Below are 15804 nucleotides of genomic sequence, written 5' to 3' on the forward strand. Positions count from 1 at the left end.
ATATAAAACTTGCTGTCAGTCAATCACTTCCAATAATTTATAGCTTAAACATATATCAATCATCAAATCTTTCCGCTCTTTTGCGAATTGGATCGATAGCCGCTCATGGTCCCGTTCAACAATTTTCCCCGTCCCAAAAACACGATGGCGAACTGTTACCCCTTCAGCTAGCTCATCATCTGCTTTTACAGCATTCGGATTATCCGGCACATCTACTTTAATCGGCGTTCGAGCAGCCGGCTGTTTTGTTTTTACCGCGCTCTTTTCCGGAACGATGATGTCCCTCACTTCATTCATAAAACGAGATTCGCTGTCGTAGCTGATCAATTCCAAATGTTTTTTGGCCCGCGTCATGCCTACATAGAATAACCTTCTCGCCTCTTCCAGCGTTGCCGGATTATCTGCATCTTCTTCGGTCGGAATTACGCCTTCCACCAGATCCACCATATAGACCCTGTCGAATTCAAGCCCTTTGGAGCTATGGAATGTCGATAAGGTCAGCATGTCATCCGTCTTTTCCGCTTTTGCATTTTGGGTAATCTGCTCCAGCTCTTTTAGCCTTACCGCAAATTCCGTCATGGACTCCAAAGGCTCGGCGATTTGCTCCAGCTTCATCAATATCTGTTCTAAGTATTGCAGACGCATACCGAATTTTTCTGCTCGGCTGGAAAGCATCTGATCGTAGCCGAGGTCTGCCCGGATGGTCCGAATCACTTTTAACGGACGCATACTGTTCAAGGCTTCAAACCATTTCTTTTGCTCGTTCAAAATTTTGATCTGGTAATCTTTTAATGTTACAGTCCGGTTGATTTCATCAAATGCATTGTTTTGCGTCGACTTCATGCGGCTCAAAAACTTCAACTGGCTGCCCGACCAGTAAGCATTGGTTTTCGAAGCGATTTTTGCATAAATGTCCACACGTTCCGGCTTTAGGCTAAAGCGCATGAAATTCAGCATATCTTCTACAATCCAATGGGAGAAAAAGCGGTTGTCTGCATCTTTCATATAGAAAGGAATGCCATGGCGCTCCAGCTCGCTCATCAACAAAGTTGAAGAGGAATTATTGCGATAGAGAATAGCCACTTCGCCAAAATCGGTTAATTGCTTTAATTCTTTAAAGAGATATTTTAGCTGGGCTTCTTCTGAAGAAAGCCGTTTTAACACAATCGGCTCCCCTGAAGGCTGCTTTGTGAACATATTCTTATCATGGCGTTTTTTATTGGCTTTTATAAAGACATTTGCTGTATCGACGATATTTTTAGTCGAACGGTAATTACGCTCCATTTTCATCACATATGCATCCGGATAAACATTCTTAAATTTCAGTAGATAAGTCGGTTCAGCTGCCCGCCACGTATAAATCGATTGATCATCATCGGCTACTACACACAGATTGTGATGGCGGGCAACCAGTTTTTCGACAATCGCGTGTTGGATGAGCGATGTATCCTGGCTTTCATCTGTCATGACGTATTCCCATTTGTTCTGATATTTCGAAAGCAATGCTCTGTCTTTTTCCAAGGCTTCATTGGCTAAAGACAACATATCGTCGAAATCCACCAAGCGGTGATCATAATTTTCTTTAAAGGCTTCATAGGTTTTTAAAATCTCGTTAGCACCATCAAATGGCGCTTTCAGCTGCGACCATTTTTCCCGTGGGATCATTTTGTTTTTAACAAAACTGATAAAAGAGGTGAGTTCCTCTAGCTGATCATCCGTGATGGGTTCTCCCACTTCCGTCTGATACATTTCACGTAAGAGGCGTTTCTTGTGAAGGCCGTTTGATTCGCTTCCTTCAATCATGATATAGCGGGATTCCGCAAAATATTCACGTGTGATTTGAAAAGCTAAACTGTGGATCGTCGAAAAATCGACTGGGGCAAGTTTCGGAAAAAAGCGTTTATAGCGTTCGTTCATATCGGACGCAGATGCTTTACTGAACGTAATCGCTTTGATCTTCTGGGGACTGACCCCTTTTTCTTCGATCAAATAGCCGATTCTCATAATCATCGTTGTGGTCTTTCCGGAACCTGGACATGCTAAAAGAAGCAGCGGGCCATCTGTCCGCTCCACAGCTTTCTTTTGGATCTTATTCAATTCCACTCCAAGCTCTTTCTGCTTTCGTTCAAAAAAACGGCTCATATGCTACTCCTTCGCAGTTTCATTCCTTTTATTTTAACACACAAAAGGACTCAAATTAATGAGTCCTCTTCTGTAATTCTATAAACTTCAAATGAAATTTTTCTCATCCGGTTTGCTGATGGGATCTGCATTTCGTTTATCTTTACGGGTTTTTGGATTTTCATAATGCCGGTCATCCAGCCCCTCTTTTTGTTCATCCAATTGCTCGCCTATCTTACGTGGATCTTCTGTGGAAAGTTTTTCGTCTTGGCGTTTTGCTTTTTCTTTTTCTGCAGCTTCAAAAAGTTCTCCATGCTCTTCTTTATTGGCAAACATGTTCATGTCCCCTTTCAGAATAAGTAGAAGTTTATTTCGATTCCAGAATTTCGGCCACTCGCCCTACTTGGCCATCTTCAAGCCGAACTTTAATGCCATGTGGATGCGTAGCCGAGTTGGTTAATATGTCTTTTACAATACCTCTGGTCAACTTGCCGGATCGTTGGTCTTGTTTCAATACAATATTTACTGCAATCCCTGGTTTTATATCATTTCTTTTTTTGCCGTCCATTGTCTTCACTCCTGACTTTCCTCTATCATACCGTTCTTTGGCGAAATAAAAAAGACGGGGATAGTTCCCCGCCTCACCGTACATGTTCAGTCCAACAAAATCTTATAAGCGGTCTTTTCGGTTGCGTCCTAAATCATCGACATCATGATCTTCATCAATATCCGCTTCTTCACGGCGAACTGTTTCGCTTACCGTCTCTGTATCCTGTACTTTACGTTTTCCAACGACGATTTCTTCACTCACTACATCAGTTTTCGATACATCGACGCGTTCTTCCGTGACTGGAATGTGAATGTTATCGCCTTCCTGGTAAGCATCTCCAGTCAAGCCGCCGTCTGTGCTTTCTTCATTTACTGGACGGCGCTCTACGTAAACTTCCTCCCGTTCAACCGGTACTTCGATGGTCTGTTCATCTTCGACTACATGCTTCCCTACATTCACTTCACCGGTCTGCACGCGGTCTTTGTTTACATGCAAGCGTTCTTCATGAAGACGCAGGCGCTCTTCTTCATCATGCGTATGGTCGCGGTTCAAATCATTGTCTGTTAAGCCACTAGACGTACGATCCGTATCTGTAAATCCACCGGTTGTCCGGTCTCGGTCAGTCAAACCGCCAGTAGTGCGGTCCGTATCGTCGAATCGGTCCGATCTATCCACTTCATTAGTCGCAGTGAAATCATTTGCATCCCGGCTTGGACGTGGCGTATCGTCGACCGTGTTGCCCGTACCTAATCCAAATCCGGTTCCGGTATCCCGTCCGACACCAGCGGTCTCATCATCAAGTCTTGAAGCAGCTGAAGTATCGTCTGAATCCACCATATTCCGTTCTCTATGGAAATCAATATCATTGGCTTCGTTCGTATCGACAGTCAAGCCGTCACGCGCAACGATTCCTGAATCCGAATGTCCAGTAGCTCTGGTGTTTTCTACAGTAGGATCCCCGTACACCGATCCGCCTGCCAATGTGCTCTTTCCTTCATCTCTGCCTGTGTAGTTCTCAGATGTGCGCGAATAATTATCGCCCATTTCCTTATCTACAAATAGCAGGATTTTTCCGTTCTGTACTTCGTTGTAATAGCGGTCAGCTTCATCGCCGTCCACACCTAAACCGTTAAATGCCTCGCGGACAGGTTCATTGCCGGATAAGAATCCCATGAATTTATCTTTCCAGTTGCCTTCTGTTGATTTGTAATCGACATCTGTCCGGCCCCGTACCATGGAAATCTGCTCTTTGTCACGTGCCATCACGTACATGTGATCTTCACTCGTGCCTTGCGTTTTCAGTTCCTCGATTTTTCTTAACACTTCTGTTTCATTGTCGAAAGTTCCCATAAACTTATTGTTAGCCATTTTTGATTCCTCCAATTTCAGTATGTGTAACTTGAAAAATCTTGCTTACAAAAGATTTACCCGTGCCTTGGCATCTCAAACATGCGAGAAACTGAATGAGCCATTTCGCCTAAACTTTAACAATCATTGAAGCATCATTCTTTAGAAAATATTTCAAAATAAAATACATAATGAATTTCAAAATTCTCTCTATTTATTTTCCATTTTTCTGTAACTTTTCATTTTCTGAAACGTCTGTATTAGTAAAGATGATGGCAGGGGGGATTGTGTGCGCAATTTAGGACTGGCTCTATTATTATTTGGTTGTTTTCTACTAGTTTCCGGCTGCTCTGCAGAACCCGTTGCTTCCGAAAGCATCACTCCGCCGAAGCTGGATTACTCTACGCTACATATTGTGCAGCACCCCGCTGAACAAGCCATCTTGATTGAAGGCACTTATTTTGAAGTAGTTCCAACTAGCCGATTCACACAAACTTCTGGAGCACCGCTCGATCAGCAGCAGTTAAAACCAGGCGATTTGGTGGCTTTGACCGCTCACCGTGAAACGGCGGACATTTTGCCCGGCAAAGGCACTTTAATTTCCTTGGTCCGGTATGACGACGAACGCAGCCAAAGCATCAGTAAAGCGATTGCTCATGTGATTGAAAACCAAGACACCGGCGGCGATATCATTGCGCCTTCGATTAAAGCGGTCAGCAGCCACTCCGTCACATTTCAATTTTATGATTGGGGAAAAACCCGTAAATTCGAAGGCATCGTAAATATCGGCAGCTTAGCCTTCCAGATAAAAGAGCTATCCTATGCCCCCAAAAATGAAAACCCGTGAGCTTTATCAGCTCACGGGTTTTTTAGAATATACTCAAGTCCCACTCTTTTGAAATCTGGCGCAGCATCATTGTTCCAGCGGCACTATTTCCCTGGACATCGATCGCTGGCCCGTAAACACCGATGCCTGCTCCAGCGCGAAACTCATACGTCTGTGAATGGAGTTTAGGCGGAACAGCGGCCAAAATGCCTCCGGAAACGCCGCTTTTTGCCGGAATGCCGACATGGGCTGCAAAATTCCCGGAAGAATTGTACATGCCGCACGTCACCATCAATACTTTCGTCACTTGAGCGATTTCATCTGAAAAATGCTTTTCTTTCGTAATCGGATTAAATCCGTCATATGCGATGATTAACCCGATCAAGGCCAAATCTTGCGTACTTATCTTAATCGAGCATTGGCGGATATAAATATCGAGCGCTTCTTCCACTTCGATTTCAAGGAAGTTCGCCTCTTTCAAGTAATAGGCGAGTGCCCGATTGCGGTGTGAAGACTTCCATTCGGAATCATAGACTTCCCGGTCCATTTCGAGCGGATGCCCCACCAGCTTTTCCAGAAATTCCAGTAAGTATTCGTATTTCTTTTGGCTGGTTTGCCCTGGCAACAAGGCAGATACGGTGATAGCACCCGCATTGATGAATGGATTGAATGGTTTATTCGGCCGGTGGATTTCAAAAGGAATGATGGAATTGAATGCTTCACCCGTAGGTTCAACATCAACCCGCTCTAGTGCAAATTCCAAACCGTAATGGCAGCATACTGCGATAAACGATAACGCTTTTGAAATGCTTTGCAGCGTGAACTCCTGATCCGTATCCCCCGCACAATAATAATGGCCGTCTTCATCCACCATACAAATCCCTAAACGGCTTGGATCAACTTTCCCAAGCGCTGGGATGTATTGCGCAGTTGTCCCTAAAATCGCATGTCCTTTGTTTTCTTCAATCCATGCTTCCAATTGTTCCTGAATATGGGGGTTTCTTTGCATGTCACGCCTCCTTGCCTTCTAAAAATCCCCTTGTTTCCACAAGGGGATTTTTTTCTATAATTGGTCGTACCAAACTTTCGCTGCTTCCACTTCCGGCATCGTCAGTTGATGCCCGTAGTTTTCCCAGTGCAGGTGCACTTCTGCCCCTGCATCCTTTAATAAACGTTCCAAATCGGTAGACTCTTCCGACGGGCAGATCGGATCATTGGTCCCTGCTGAGATGAATACAGGAACAGCCGTTAAATCCGGTAATTCCGTTTCACGGTTTGGAACCATCGGGTGATGGAGAATTGCCCCTTTTAACGCATCCGAATAAGTAAACAGCAAATTTGCCGCTATATTGGCACCGTTAGAATAGCCGATCGCGATGACGTTTTTTCGGTCGAAGCCGTGGTCTTTGGCCGCTTTGCCGATAAACTCGTGGAGCTCTGCCGTTCTCGCTTTCAAATCTTCCATATCAAAAACGCCTTCAGCCAAACGCTTGAAGAATCGCGGCATGCCATTTTCGGAAACATTGCCTCGTACACTGAGTACAGAAGCTTCTGGATCGATATGGTTCGCAAGCGGCAATAAATCATTTTCGTTGCCTCCGGTGCCGTGCAATAATAAAAACGTCGGTTTTTTTGTGCTGGATCCTTGATGGAATACATGTTTCATCTAAATCATCCTCCTATTTCAGACACCTTACTTGTCTGTTTCCCTAATTGTTTTAAGTTAAACTTATCTCGAATTCGAGATAATTATATCATAAGGAAAGAATAAACCCAATAAGAAGCTCCTGTTCAGAAAAAAACACCGCAAGCTTTGCGGGTGTTTGAAAGAATTATTTGGCTGTTTCGAGCATCGCTTCTAAGTTTTCTTTTGTGAACAGATAGTTTTCATTGCAGAAATGGCATTGCGCTTCTGCCTGGCCATCTGTTTCAATCATGTCCTGAATTTCAACTGGCCCTAAGCTGATAATCGCATTATGAATCCGGTCGCGTGAACATTGGCATTGGAAATTCACAGGCATGTCGTCCAGGATTTTCACATTGTCTTGGCCCAATACTTCAAAAAGGATTTCCTCAGGCGTCATTCCTTGGCGTACCATGTTGGAGATCGTCGGAATTTTGCTGAGCCGGCTCTCGATTTCCGTAATAATCGTTTCACTTGTTCCCGGCATCAATTGAATGATAAAACCGCCTGAAGCTTGGATTGTGTTATCAGGATTGACGATAACGCCTACGCCTACAGATGAAGGCACCTGCTCAGAAGTAACAATATAATGCGTAAAGTCTTCGCCCAATTCACCCGAAACAATCGGCACTTGACCGACGAATGGCTGCAATAAGCCGACATCTTTGGAAACCGAAAGTGTGCCTTCCGTTCCGACTGCTCTTCTGACATCCAATTTCCCTTGCGCGTTTAAATCAAAATGCGTCTGCGGATTCGAAACATAGCCTCTTACTTCGCCTTTCGCATTTGCATCCACTAAAATAGTGCCGAGCGGGCCGCCGCCATTGATTTTGATCGTCAATTTCTCTTCGCCTTTCATCATGGCACCGAGCATGACGCTCGCTGTCATCGAACGGCCCAGTGCTGCTGAAGCTGTCGGCCACGTAAAATGGCGGCGCTGCGCTTCACTTACCGTTTCGGTCGTACGTGCGGAATAAGCACGCACTTGTCCATCGTATGCTAAAGCTTTCACTAAATAATCATTCATCTATTTTCACTTACTTTCTTTTTTTAATTTAAATGGAGTTTGCTGCTTTTTCCTTGCGGACTTTGTCCGGTGTTACATCGTTTCCGAGCGGATCCAGCACGGTCAATCCGGTTACGGTATTTTCAACTTGCCCGCGGATTTCGCGCAGATAATCTTCCCGCAATACTTGCTGCTCGACTTTCTCAGCATTTGTCAGTCCGCTTTCACGGGATTTCTTTGATAATTCATTGATTCGTTTCAATTGAGGAATCACCTGACCCACTCCTTTCCTAATTCTAGGCAACCATTTTTCTTTGCACCCATTGCTGTAAAGCTTCTGTTTTCAGCAGAAATTGCTGCTCGTTCATCTTTTCCGCCAATGACGAAATGGTTTCCCGCTTCATGACCGATTTCCAAGCCACTTCCGCTTCTTCCATCAAATCCGTCAATAGGCAGCAGCTTTCCTCTTTTTCCAGTTCCAGCAGATCACCCAAAATGCCGCTGGATGAATAAAGCGACTGCCGGCCTTCTATCGCAAGGTAGATATCGTAAACCGTGATAGCTTCCGGTCGTTTGTTTAGTTTGAATCCGCCTTTTACGCCTGGCACCGATGCAATGACATCTGCACTGACCAGTTTGCGAAGCAATTTTCGGAAATACGTGGGCGATGCTTTTAACTGCTGACTGATCGCTTCTCCTGGAAGTACGGCTTTATCCGGCAGCATGTTCAGCAGTAAAACGGCATAAACCGATTGCTCAACGCCTGTTTTCATATGCACATTCATCACCTCTGCTTTCTAAACGCGGACAATCATTATCCTCGTTATCACATAATAATTTATTTTAAAATGAAAGTAAATCATTTGAACTTGGAGACAGACGTGTGATTATCGAATGCTATATCAACCATAGAAAAAAACACCTGCAACAAATGCAGGTGTCCTCATACAATCATATAAAACTGGATAATGCGCCGTATGCCAACGCCAGAAGAATGACAAAAGCCGGATGGATTTTCCGGATCTCCAGCATCCAGTAGCTGATGACAATTAAAATGACCGTTTGGACCCCTCCTGTTGTTCCGATAGAAGTGTTCACAAACTGTAAAGTCATTGCCCCCAATAAGACGGCAATGACCGGCCGGATGAGTTTTGTAATATTTTTGACTTTGGGCGAGTCTTTGTACTTCATTAACGTAACCATCAGCACAATCATCAATAGCAATGAAGGGGCGATGGAAGCGAACAACGCCACCAAAGAACCGAGAACTCCGCCTTCTACATAGCCGATATAACCGGCCATTTTTGTAGCGATCGGCCCTGGCAAGGCATTGGCGAGCGCCACCATTTCTCCGAATTCCTGAGTGGTCATCCAGCCGTAATTATCGACCACTTCTTTCTCCACAAGCGGAATGGATGACGGACCGCCTCCATATCCCAATATTCCAGGAATGAAAAAAGCCAGGAAAATCGACCAGTAAATCATTTGCGCTCGCCTCCTTTACTCCGCGGAAGCAGAACGATGGCCAATAAAGCGACGATGAGAATGGCCGGATGGACATTCAGCACTTCCATGAGGATTGCGGCGAACACAACCAACAGCAAAGCGCGCGCCCAGCCCAATGCTTCACCGGACTTTTTCAAGAAATCCCAAGTCATGACGCCAAGCATGACCGCAACAACCGGGACGACTGCCGCGGACATATGGTTGACCCATTCCACATCTTTATATTGCTGAAGGACCCCGAGCAAAAAAATCATCAGCAAAACAGTCGGAACGACCGAAGCGAATATGGCGATCAGACAGCCAACCAATCCATTTACCCGGTAGCCGACATAACCTGCGAGTTTTGTCACAATTGGCCCCGGCATCGTATTTGACAAAGCCAGCGTATCACCGAATTCATCTTTATCCATCCACTGGTAGTTATCGACCACTTCCCGTTGGAAAAGCGGAATGGAAGATGGCCCACCGCCAAAGCCAAGTATGCCGACGCGGAAAAAAGCGGTGAAAATATCGGCATTTTTTTTCATACGAGGAGTTTGGTTTTGACGGCTTTCATTTTTCTGTTTCTTTACCAAACAGCTATCGCTCCATCTGTCCGCGCTTCTGTTCCGCCGGCCAATACGCCCGTCTCTGGATTTCGCCAGATGATCTGTCCCCGCCCGAACGAACCGCTGTCCACAACCAGTTGGATGGCATGCCCTTTTCGGCTCAATTCTTGCGCCAAGTAATTCGGGAAAGCCGGTTCCAGCAAAATGGTTTTTCCGCCCAACCATTGCCAGCGCGGCATATCGAGTGCCGCCTGCGGATTCAATAAATGATCTATCGTATTCGTCACCACTTGGAAATGGCCTTGCGGCTGCATGTAGCCGCCCATCACACCGAATGGGCCGACCGCTTTTCCATCTTTTGTCAAGAAACCAGGAATAATCGTATGGAAAGTCCGTTTGCCGCCTTTCAGCGCATTTGGGTGCTGTTCATCCAATGAAAAATCTGCCCCCCGGTTCTGCAAAGCAATTCCGGTTCCTGGAATGACAATGCCTGAACCAAAGCCCATATAATTGCTTTGTATGTATGAAATCATATTCCCTTCTTCATCCGCAGCAGATAAGTAAACGGTGCCGCCTTTCGGAAGTTCATAAGGTACGGGATCAATCGCCGTTTCTCCGATCGCTTCCGCCCGTTTTTTTGCATATTCTTCTGATAATAAATGCTCCGCGCTCACCGGCATCGCTTCTGGTTCCGTGATGAATTCCTTGCCGTCCGTAAACGCCAGCTTCATCGCTTCAATTTGCTCATGGTACGTTTCAGCTGACTGCCATTTCGGCTTGTTTAGATTTTTATAGATATTCAATGCCATCAAAGCCACCATTCCTTGGCCATTCGGTGGAATTTCCCACACGTCATATCCCCGGTAATTTGCAGAAACAGGTGCTACCCATTCAGGCTTAAATGCCGCAAGGTCTTCTTTTGATAAGAAACCGGCATGCTTCTGCATGAACGCATCTATTTGGTCTGCAAGCTTGCCGCTATAAAATGAACGGCTTTCCGTTGCCGCAATTTCACGCAAAGTTTCCGCATGTCCTGGAGATGACCACATCTCTCCAATTTCCGGAGCTTTTCCCTGAGGCGCAAATGTATCAAACCATGACTGATATTCTTCTGCCGTAAATTTAGTTTTGAAAGATTCGTACGCCGCTTTCCAGTACTTGCCGAGAATTGGCGTCAGCGGATAGCCTTCTTCCGCGTAGCGGATCGCTGGTTTAAACAGCTCCGAAAAAGTAAGCTTGCCAAATTTTTTCGACAGTTCAGCCCAAGCTGCCGGCACGCCTGGCACGGTAATCGGGATCATCCCATGAACCGGCATTTCTTTGTGCCCTAAGCTTTTGACCGCTTTAATGGAAATATTCTTCGGGGCAGGCCCTGAACTGTTCAAACCATGCAATTTATCTTTTACCCATACAAGTGCAAATGCATCGCCGCCAATGCCGTTTGATGTAGGCTCGACAACCGTTAATGCTGCGGCAGCTGCGATGGCCGCGTCGATGGCATTGCCGCCATTTCGCATGATCTCAATCCCCGCTTGGGCAGCAAGCGGCTGTGAAGTTGCCACCATGCCTTTTTTTGAAAAAACGGTCGTTCGTTTCGAATCAAAAGGATGCTGTAAGTAATCCATGTAAATCTCTCCACCTCTCTCATGCAATAGTTTTCAGCTTTGTTTCATGAAATTCGTACACGTAATGCCAGGCGACACTTCAAATTCGTCTTGTTCCATAAAACCGAAAGACCGGTAAAGGTTTTTGGCAGGCTCATTGGCCGTCCCTGTACTGACGATAAACTTCCGCCCCTCATATCTCATCAACAAATCTGCAAGCAGTTTCTTCGCGATTCCTTGCCTGAAAGAATCCGGATGAACGACCAAACGGTAAATATCAATCAAATCTTCTTCATCCACATATGATATAAAACCTTTTAATTTCTCTTCTTTAAATCCAATAAAGCTTTCCCCGCTGTTTTGTATATCCTCAATTGATTCCGTTAATTGCGGAATTCCGTGAAAACCCATCAGCTCGGCTTCGACAAGGTAGGCCGGCTGTTGAATGCGTTGGATATTCTTCGCGGTTTCTTCATTGCGATGGTTTAATTGGCGAATCACAACCCCACCCCCCATGACTTATTTTAACATTCGGATCAAGACGATAAAGCCTTTATTGCAATATTAGGAAAAAAGAACAGGAGCTTCATTGGCTGATGAAATGCAAGTCTTTTAAATGGACGCTTAGCTTCACCTTTTCCCCGATGGAAACCGCTTCTGCCTGCCTGCTGGAAATCGAACATTCCAGCTCAATGTTTTCTGTTTGGACGATGCAAAGATAAAATCCATGGTTGAAACGCAATTGCTTTACGGTTCCTTCGAAGAAAATTTCCTCCGTGGTCGGCTGCTCCATTAAATCAGTAGAAAGTTGCAGCTTTTCAGGATGGATGACCATATGCGTCATCGAAGGTTCTCCTTGACCCGCTACTGCCACTTGCAAGCTGCTATTTTCCATAATGAAATTGCCAGCTTCCATACTTCCTTTTAAGATGTTTTTCAGACCGAGGAAAGCTGCAACTTGAGCGCTAGCCGGTTTTTCGTATAATTCCTTTGCCTCTGCTACTTGCAGCAATTCCCCGTCGCTCATCACCCCGATTCGGTCGGAAAGGTGGAAAGCTTCTTCGCGGTCATGCGTAACAAATAGGATAGTCGTTCCAAATTCTTGATGGATGCGGCTGAGCAAGTCCCGCATTTCTTCCCGAAGACTCGGATCGAGGGCGCTGAATGGTTCGTCCATCAGTAGGATGCGCGGTCCGATACGAGAGCTCTTGCGAGTGCTGCCCTTTGTTGCTGGCCGCCGCTCAGTTCATTCGGAAAACGTTTCCCGTAGCCTTTTAAACCGACATGACCGAGCATTTCAAGCGCCCGTTCAATCCGTTCAGCTCGTTTCACTCTTTTCATTTTCAAGCCGAAGGCAATATTGTCTTCCACATTCATATGCGGAAACAATAGCGGCTGCTGAAAGACCATTGCAAAGTTCCGCGCTTCCGAAGGAACATTTGTTATATTTGCTTCGCCTACCCAAACTTCTCCGTTATCCGCCTGCTCCAAACCTGCCAGCAATTTTAATAGCGTCGTTTTGCCGCAGCCGGATGGCCCTAAAAGGGAAAAGAATTCGCCTTCTTCTATCGTTAAATGAACCGGTTTAAGTGAAAATGCCGGGTTCTCTTCTTTCTTTCTCTCTCCAAACTTTTTTTCAAGCTGGGTAATGCGCAGCTGGTTCATTCCCTCACTCCTTTAATGGCGGCGGCAGCCTGCTTTTTCTTATAATACCTTTTCAATGCCAAATCCAGGATCAGCAAGGCGACAATGGCCATCCCTGCAAAAAGCAAGGAATAAGAAGAGGCAATCGCCGGATCCCCGCCGCTGATAAATGGAAATAGCAGGATTGGCAAAGTCATCACTTGTCCGCTGCCAATAATGAAAGTGATCAAATACTGGCTTAAGGAAATTAAAATGCTCAAACTGGCTCCTGCAGCGATACCTGGCATCAAATGTGGAAGCACGACATGATAAAAACGTGAAAACGGGCCTGCCCCCAACATTCTTGCTTGGTTTTCCCAATCAACTGATAACGTGCTGTAGCTGGTTATTGCAGCCCGTACAACATAGGGAAGCGTCGGCGAAATATGGGCAAGAACCACACCAAAAATCGTTTCGGTCAGACCTATACGCAGAAATGTTAAATGGATTCCCATGACTGCTACAAAAGGCGGGATAACAATAGGCGCAAAAATAATCGCTTCAAACAGCCATTTCCCTCTTAGCGGGTAACGCACAAACGCATTAGCCGCTGGCACTGCGAGAATGATGTTAACCGCCGTTACGATAAAAGCGATCAGCAAACTGACGCCAATGGCTTGCCACGTGCTTGAATTGTCGAATAGCACATAATCCCATGCACTAAGACTAAAGGATTCCGGCATAGCGTTTGGCCATATCCAATTATAGGAAAAACTCGTCAGAACGAGTGGAATAAATGGGAGAAAGATGAACATGAGCAAGAAGAGAAACAGGAATGCTTTTGCGGGCAGGTAATTTTTTTTCATCATTCCCACCCCTTCAATACGTTCCAGCGCTTGCTGAAATAATAGGCGATGAGCCCTAGCAGGACAGTAAGCAGCGCCAAAACGAGATTAACAGCCAAAGCTTCCGGCCGGTCGGCTAAAGTTCCGCTCGAATAGAGCTGATAGGAATAGACCGGCAGCATGCTCGGATAAGTGACACCTAACAGAAAAGGCACTTCAAATGCAGAAAACGTGAAGACGAACACGATAAAGGCGGCTACCGTCCAAGCAGGCAGGATAGCAGGAACAACAATTTCACGGATATAATCCCGATTTTTTGCCCCGTACACGCGCGAAACGTCCCGCCATTGCTTATGAATTCTCGCTAGCACCGGATATACCATCAAAGCGACAAACGGCGCTTCTTTCCATGCATAAGCCAATATGATCCCCCATCCAAACGAATCATTGACAAGCACCGGAAAATCCGGGATTTGGTCAATGACACCTATCGCCGCCAGGATTTTCGACAAAAAACCGCTTTGCATGAACAACAGGACAATGACGTATCCCCCAACCAGATGCGGGATGGTCAAAGGCAATTGAAACAAACGATTCCAAAAGTTAAGTGCCCTTGATTTCGATGTTTCCTGAATCATAAAGAGAGCCACAGCCACAATCGCCCCTAAAATCGCGGATATGGCAGCAGAAAGGGCGGCAATCCGAATGGTGACGATTAGGGAATCCCAAAATGCAACAGATTGAAGAAGACTTGAATAGGCCTTCAGTGAAAATTCGGTTTCGCCAATCGCCGGAAAATAGCCTAAACTTTTCAGAAAACCGTCAAAAAGCCCTCCAAAAAACAGGAGGACTATGGTGATGATGGCAGGAAAGAGCAAAAGATACGGTTTAATCTTTCGCAACATTTTCCATCCACCCTTTTTCAATCACTTCGATATAATCAGAGGATAATTCCGGCAGGCGATTCCCTTCCAACTCTTCCAGCGGCAAGGTCGCTGTGCCAAAATCCACTTCGTTCATGGCCTTTTGCTGCTCGGCAGATAGCTTCTCAAAATCCAACGCAGACAAATCTCCCCAATTCTCTGGAGACAGTTTCGCAGTCTGCGCTTCCGGAGACAGCATTTCATTGATCGCCACTAATGCTCCTGCTTTATCGGAAGAGTTAAATGGAATCGATAGGAAATGGGTGTTTGCCAAAGTCCCGCCTTCCAATAGGAAGGTCTTGGTCGATTCCGGGAATCGGCCTTTCATGACTTCACTTGCTGCAAGCGCCGGATCGTAGCTCATGGTCATCGAAACTTCGCCGCTTGCATACAATTGATCCAGTTTCGCCAGGCTTTCAGGGTAGGTTTCGCCTTCCCGCCATAAATAAGGTTCAATCTCATTCAAATATTGCCACATTGGCGCTAAACGCTGTTCCAAATCTTCGATATCCGCTGCCGGCTGCTGGTATTGCTCATATCCGCCAGTTGTTTCATAAAGCACGTGGCGAATAAATGCGCTGCCTGTAAAGTCCGGCAATGCTGGGTATGTAAACTGGCCTGGATTCTCTTTGACCCATTCTGCCAGTTCATCCATGGATTTTGGCGGCTCGGCAGCTTTCTTTTCATCATGGACAAAAACAAACTGTGCTTTGCCCCAGGGTGCTTCAAGACCTTCTACCGGTTCTCCAAAATCCTCTGCCACTTCAAGTGCATCAGGATCTATGTATTCATTGAAGTTGGGCAATTTTCCAGCAAAATCTCCCCACAGCAATTCATTGTCTTTAGCGGCCTTGAAATTTTCTCCATTAATCCAAATGATGTCGATGCTGCCTTGTTTCTTTCCAGCTGATTTTTCATCCACCAATTGGTTGATGAAATCCTGGGCATCATTGACTGGTACGCGCTGCAATTCCACATCATATTCTTTCTGCAAACGGGGAGCCACCCATTCATCCAAATAACGATTAATGTTTTCGTTTCCGCCCCACATATACATATTGACTTCTTGCCCGCCAGCTTCTGTCGCAATCGTTTCCCAATCGCTAGCCAGCAAATCATCTGTCTTGTTTGCAGCCGTATCATTTGCTTCGTTTGAACATGCCCCTAAAGCCAGCGCTAATAACCCTGCTGCTGCCAATGCTAACTTCCTCATCTTCCCAC

The 15804-nt window shown here is 45.7% G+C and carries 19 protein-coding genes; 1 reads left to right on the forward strand and 18 read right to left on the reverse strand.

From position 1 onward, the window contains the following. Nucleotides 1-15: 15 nt before the first annotated feature. From L0M13_RS14845 to L0M13_RS14860, 4 genes are all read right to left on the reverse strand, one after another. Nucleotides 16-2142 carry an ATP-dependent helicase gene (locus L0M13_RS14845; protein ID WP_235197224.1) on the reverse strand — a complete coding sequence of 709 codons (2127 nt, stop codon included), beginning with the start codon at nt 2140-2142 and terminating at the stop codon, nt 16-18. An 87-nt stretch (nt 2143-2229) separates the two neighbouring features. Next, a complete protein-coding gene (locus L0M13_RS14850) occupies nt 2230-2457 on the reverse strand; it encodes a hypothetical protein (RefSeq protein ID WP_235197225.1) in 228 nt (75 codons plus the stop codon). Between the two features lie 31 nt (nt 2458-2488). Then, on the reverse strand, nt 2489-2689 hold the full coding sequence (locus tag L0M13_RS14855) for a YwbE family protein (protein ID WP_235197226.1): 201 nt from the start codon (nt 2687-2689) through the stop codon (nt 2489-2491). Nucleotides 2690-2791: 102 nt separating this feature from the next. Then, entirely contained in the window at nt 2792-4039 is a 1248-nt protein-coding gene (locus L0M13_RS14860) for a DUF2382 domain-containing protein (protein ID WP_235197227.1), read from the reverse strand. 268 nt (nt 4040-4307) lie between these two features. Here L0M13_RS14860 and L0M13_RS14865 point away from each other — a divergent pair, with 268 nt between their 5' ends. Continuing rightward, entirely contained in the window at nt 4308-4865 is a 558-nt protein-coding gene (locus L0M13_RS14865; protein ID WP_235197228.1) for a hypothetical protein, read from the forward strand. 22 nt (nt 4866-4887) lie between these two features. Here the strand turns inward: L0M13_RS14865 and L0M13_RS14870 are convergent, their stop codons facing one another. The 14 genes from L0M13_RS14870 to L0M13_RS14935 all read right to left on the reverse strand — a co-directional run bounded on the left by L0M13_RS14870 (nt 4888) and on the right by L0M13_RS14935 (nt 15796). Continuing rightward, nucleotides 4888-5853, reverse strand: coding sequence for a glutaminase (locus L0M13_RS14870; RefSeq protein WP_235197229.1), 966 nt, complete (start codon nt 5851-5853; stop codon nt 4888-4890). Nucleotides 5854-5907: 54 nt separating this feature from the next. Then, on the reverse strand, nt 5908-6510 hold the full coding sequence (locus tag L0M13_RS14875) for an alpha/beta hydrolase (RefSeq protein ID WP_235197230.1): 603 nt from the start codon (nt 6508-6510) through the stop codon (nt 5908-5910). A 166-nt stretch (nt 6511-6676) separates the two neighbouring features. Continuing rightward, nucleotides 6677-7555: an Hsp33 family molecular chaperone HslO gene (gene hslO / locus L0M13_RS14880; protein WP_235197231.1), complete on the reverse strand. Its 879-nt coding sequence runs from the start codon at nt 7553-7555 to the stop codon at nt 6677-6679. A gap of 28 nt (nt 7556-7583) precedes the next feature. Further along, a complete protein-coding gene (locus tag L0M13_RS14885) occupies nt 7584-7808 on the reverse strand; it encodes a DUF896 domain-containing protein (RefSeq protein ID WP_235197232.1) in 225 nt (74 codons plus the stop codon). A gap of 22 nt (nt 7809-7830) precedes the next feature. Next, a complete protein-coding gene (locus tag L0M13_RS14890) occupies nt 7831-8313 on the reverse strand; it encodes an RrF2 family transcriptional regulator (protein WP_235199330.1) in 483 nt (160 codons plus the stop codon). 172 nt (nt 8314-8485) lie between these two features. Then, nucleotides 8486-9019, reverse strand: coding sequence for a chromate transporter (locus tag L0M13_RS14895; RefSeq protein WP_235197233.1), 534 nt, complete (start codon nt 9017-9019; stop codon nt 8486-8488). Then, on the reverse strand, nt 9016-9567 hold the full coding sequence (locus tag L0M13_RS14900) for a chromate transporter (protein WP_235199331.1): 552 nt from the start codon (nt 9565-9567) through the stop codon (nt 9016-9018). Before L0M13_RS14900 ends, L0M13_RS14895 begins: the two co-directional genes overlap by 4 nt. A 41-nt stretch (nt 9568-9608) precedes the next feature. After that, on the reverse strand, nt 9609-11213 hold the full coding sequence (locus tag L0M13_RS14905; protein ID WP_235197234.1) for a gamma-glutamyltransferase family protein: 1605 nt from the start codon (nt 11211-11213) through the stop codon (nt 9609-9611). A 33-nt stretch (nt 11214-11246) separates the two neighbouring features. Then, entirely contained in the window at nt 11247-11693 is a 447-nt protein-coding gene (locus tag L0M13_RS14910; protein ID WP_235197235.1) for a GNAT family N-acetyltransferase, read from the reverse strand. An 85-nt stretch (nt 11694-11778) separates the two neighbouring features. Continuing rightward, nucleotides 11779-12369 carry an ATP-binding cassette domain-containing protein gene (locus L0M13_RS14915; RefSeq protein ID WP_235197236.1) on the reverse strand — a complete coding sequence of 197 codons (591 nt, stop codon included), beginning with the start codon at nt 12367-12369 and terminating at the stop codon, nt 11779-11781. Then, entirely contained in the window at nt 12369-12857 is a 489-nt protein-coding gene (locus tag L0M13_RS14920; protein WP_235197237.1) for an ABC transporter ATP-binding protein, read from the reverse strand. Before L0M13_RS14920 ends, L0M13_RS14915 begins: the two co-directional genes overlap by 1 nt. Further along, nucleotides 12854-13681 carry an ABC transporter permease gene (locus L0M13_RS14925; protein ID WP_235197238.1) on the reverse strand — a complete coding sequence of 276 codons (828 nt, stop codon included), beginning with the start codon at nt 13679-13681 and terminating at the stop codon, nt 12854-12856. Before L0M13_RS14925 ends, L0M13_RS14920 begins: the two co-directional genes overlap by 4 nt. Next, entirely contained in the window at nt 13681-14565 is an 885-nt protein-coding gene (locus L0M13_RS14930; RefSeq protein ID WP_235197239.1) for an ABC transporter permease, read from the reverse strand. The genes L0M13_RS14925 and L0M13_RS14930 overlap by 1 nt, the downstream gene beginning before the upstream one ends. Next, nucleotides 14549-15796: an ABC transporter substrate-binding protein gene (locus tag L0M13_RS14935; RefSeq protein ID WP_235197240.1), complete on the reverse strand. Its 1248-nt coding sequence runs from the start codon at nt 15794-15796 to the stop codon at nt 14549-14551. The genes L0M13_RS14930 and L0M13_RS14935 overlap by 17 nt, the downstream gene beginning before the upstream one ends. Nucleotides 15797-15804 lie beyond the last annotated feature (8 nt).

The organism is Planococcus sp. 107-1 (assembly GCF_021513255.1).
In the GTDB taxonomy this organism is placed as follows: Bacteria; Bacillota; Bacilli; order Bacillales_A; family Planococcaceae; genus Planococcus.

Coding starts and splice junctions, on each gene's coding strand:
- L0M13_RS14900 (WP_235199331.1), bottom strand. CDS start 9,567: ATGAAAAAAAATGCCGATATTTTCACCGCTTTTTTCCGCGTCGGCATA.
- L0M13_RS14855 (WP_235197226.1), bottom strand. CDS start 2,689: ATGGACGGCAAAAAAAGAAATGATATAAAACCAGGGATTGCAGTAAAT.
- L0M13_RS14920 (WP_235197237.1), bottom strand. CDS start 12,857: ATGAACCAGCTGCGCATTACCCAGCTTGAAAAAAAGTTTGGAGAGAGA.
- L0M13_RS14930 (WP_235197239.1), bottom strand. CDS start 14,565: ATGTTGCGAAAGATTAAACCGTATCTTTTGCTCTTTCCTGCCATCATC.
- L0M13_RS14915 (WP_235197236.1), bottom strand. CDS start 12,369: ATGGACGAACCATTCAGCGCCCTCGATCCGAGTCTTCGGGAAGAAATG.
- hslO (WP_235197231.1), bottom strand. CDS start 7,555: ATGAATGATTATTTAGTGAAAGCTTTAGCATACGATGGACAAGTGCGT.
- L0M13_RS14895 (WP_235197233.1), bottom strand. CDS start 9,019: ATGATTTACTGGTCGATTTTCCTGGCTTTTTTCATTCCTGGAATATTG.
- L0M13_RS14850 (WP_235197225.1), bottom strand. CDS start 2,457: ATGTTTGCCAATAAAGAAGAGCATGGAGAACTTTTTGAAGCTGCAGAA.
- L0M13_RS14860 (WP_235197227.1), bottom strand. CDS start 4,039: ATGGCTAACAATAAGTTTATGGGAACTTTCGACAATGAAACAGAAGTG.
- L0M13_RS14925 (WP_235197238.1), bottom strand. CDS start 13,681: ATGAAAAAAAATTACCTGCCCGCAAAAGCATTCCTGTTTCTCTTCTTG.
- L0M13_RS14935 (WP_235197240.1), bottom strand. CDS start 15,796: ATGAGGAAGTTAGCATTGGCAGCAGCAGGGTTATTAGCGCTGGCTTTA.
- L0M13_RS14875 (WP_235197230.1), bottom strand. CDS start 6,510: ATGAAACATGTATTCCATCAAGGATCCAGCACAAAAAAACCGACGTTT.
- L0M13_RS14870 (WP_235197229.1), bottom strand. CDS start 5,853: ATGCAAAGAAACCCCCATATTCAGGAACAATTGGAAGCATGGATTGAA.
- L0M13_RS14905 (WP_235197234.1), bottom strand. CDS start 11,213: ATGGATTACTTACAGCATCCTTTTGATTCGAAACGAACGACCGTTTTT.
- L0M13_RS14845 (WP_235197224.1), bottom strand. CDS start 2,142: ATGAGCCGTTTTTTTGAACGAAAGCAGAAAGAGCTTGGAGTGGAATTG.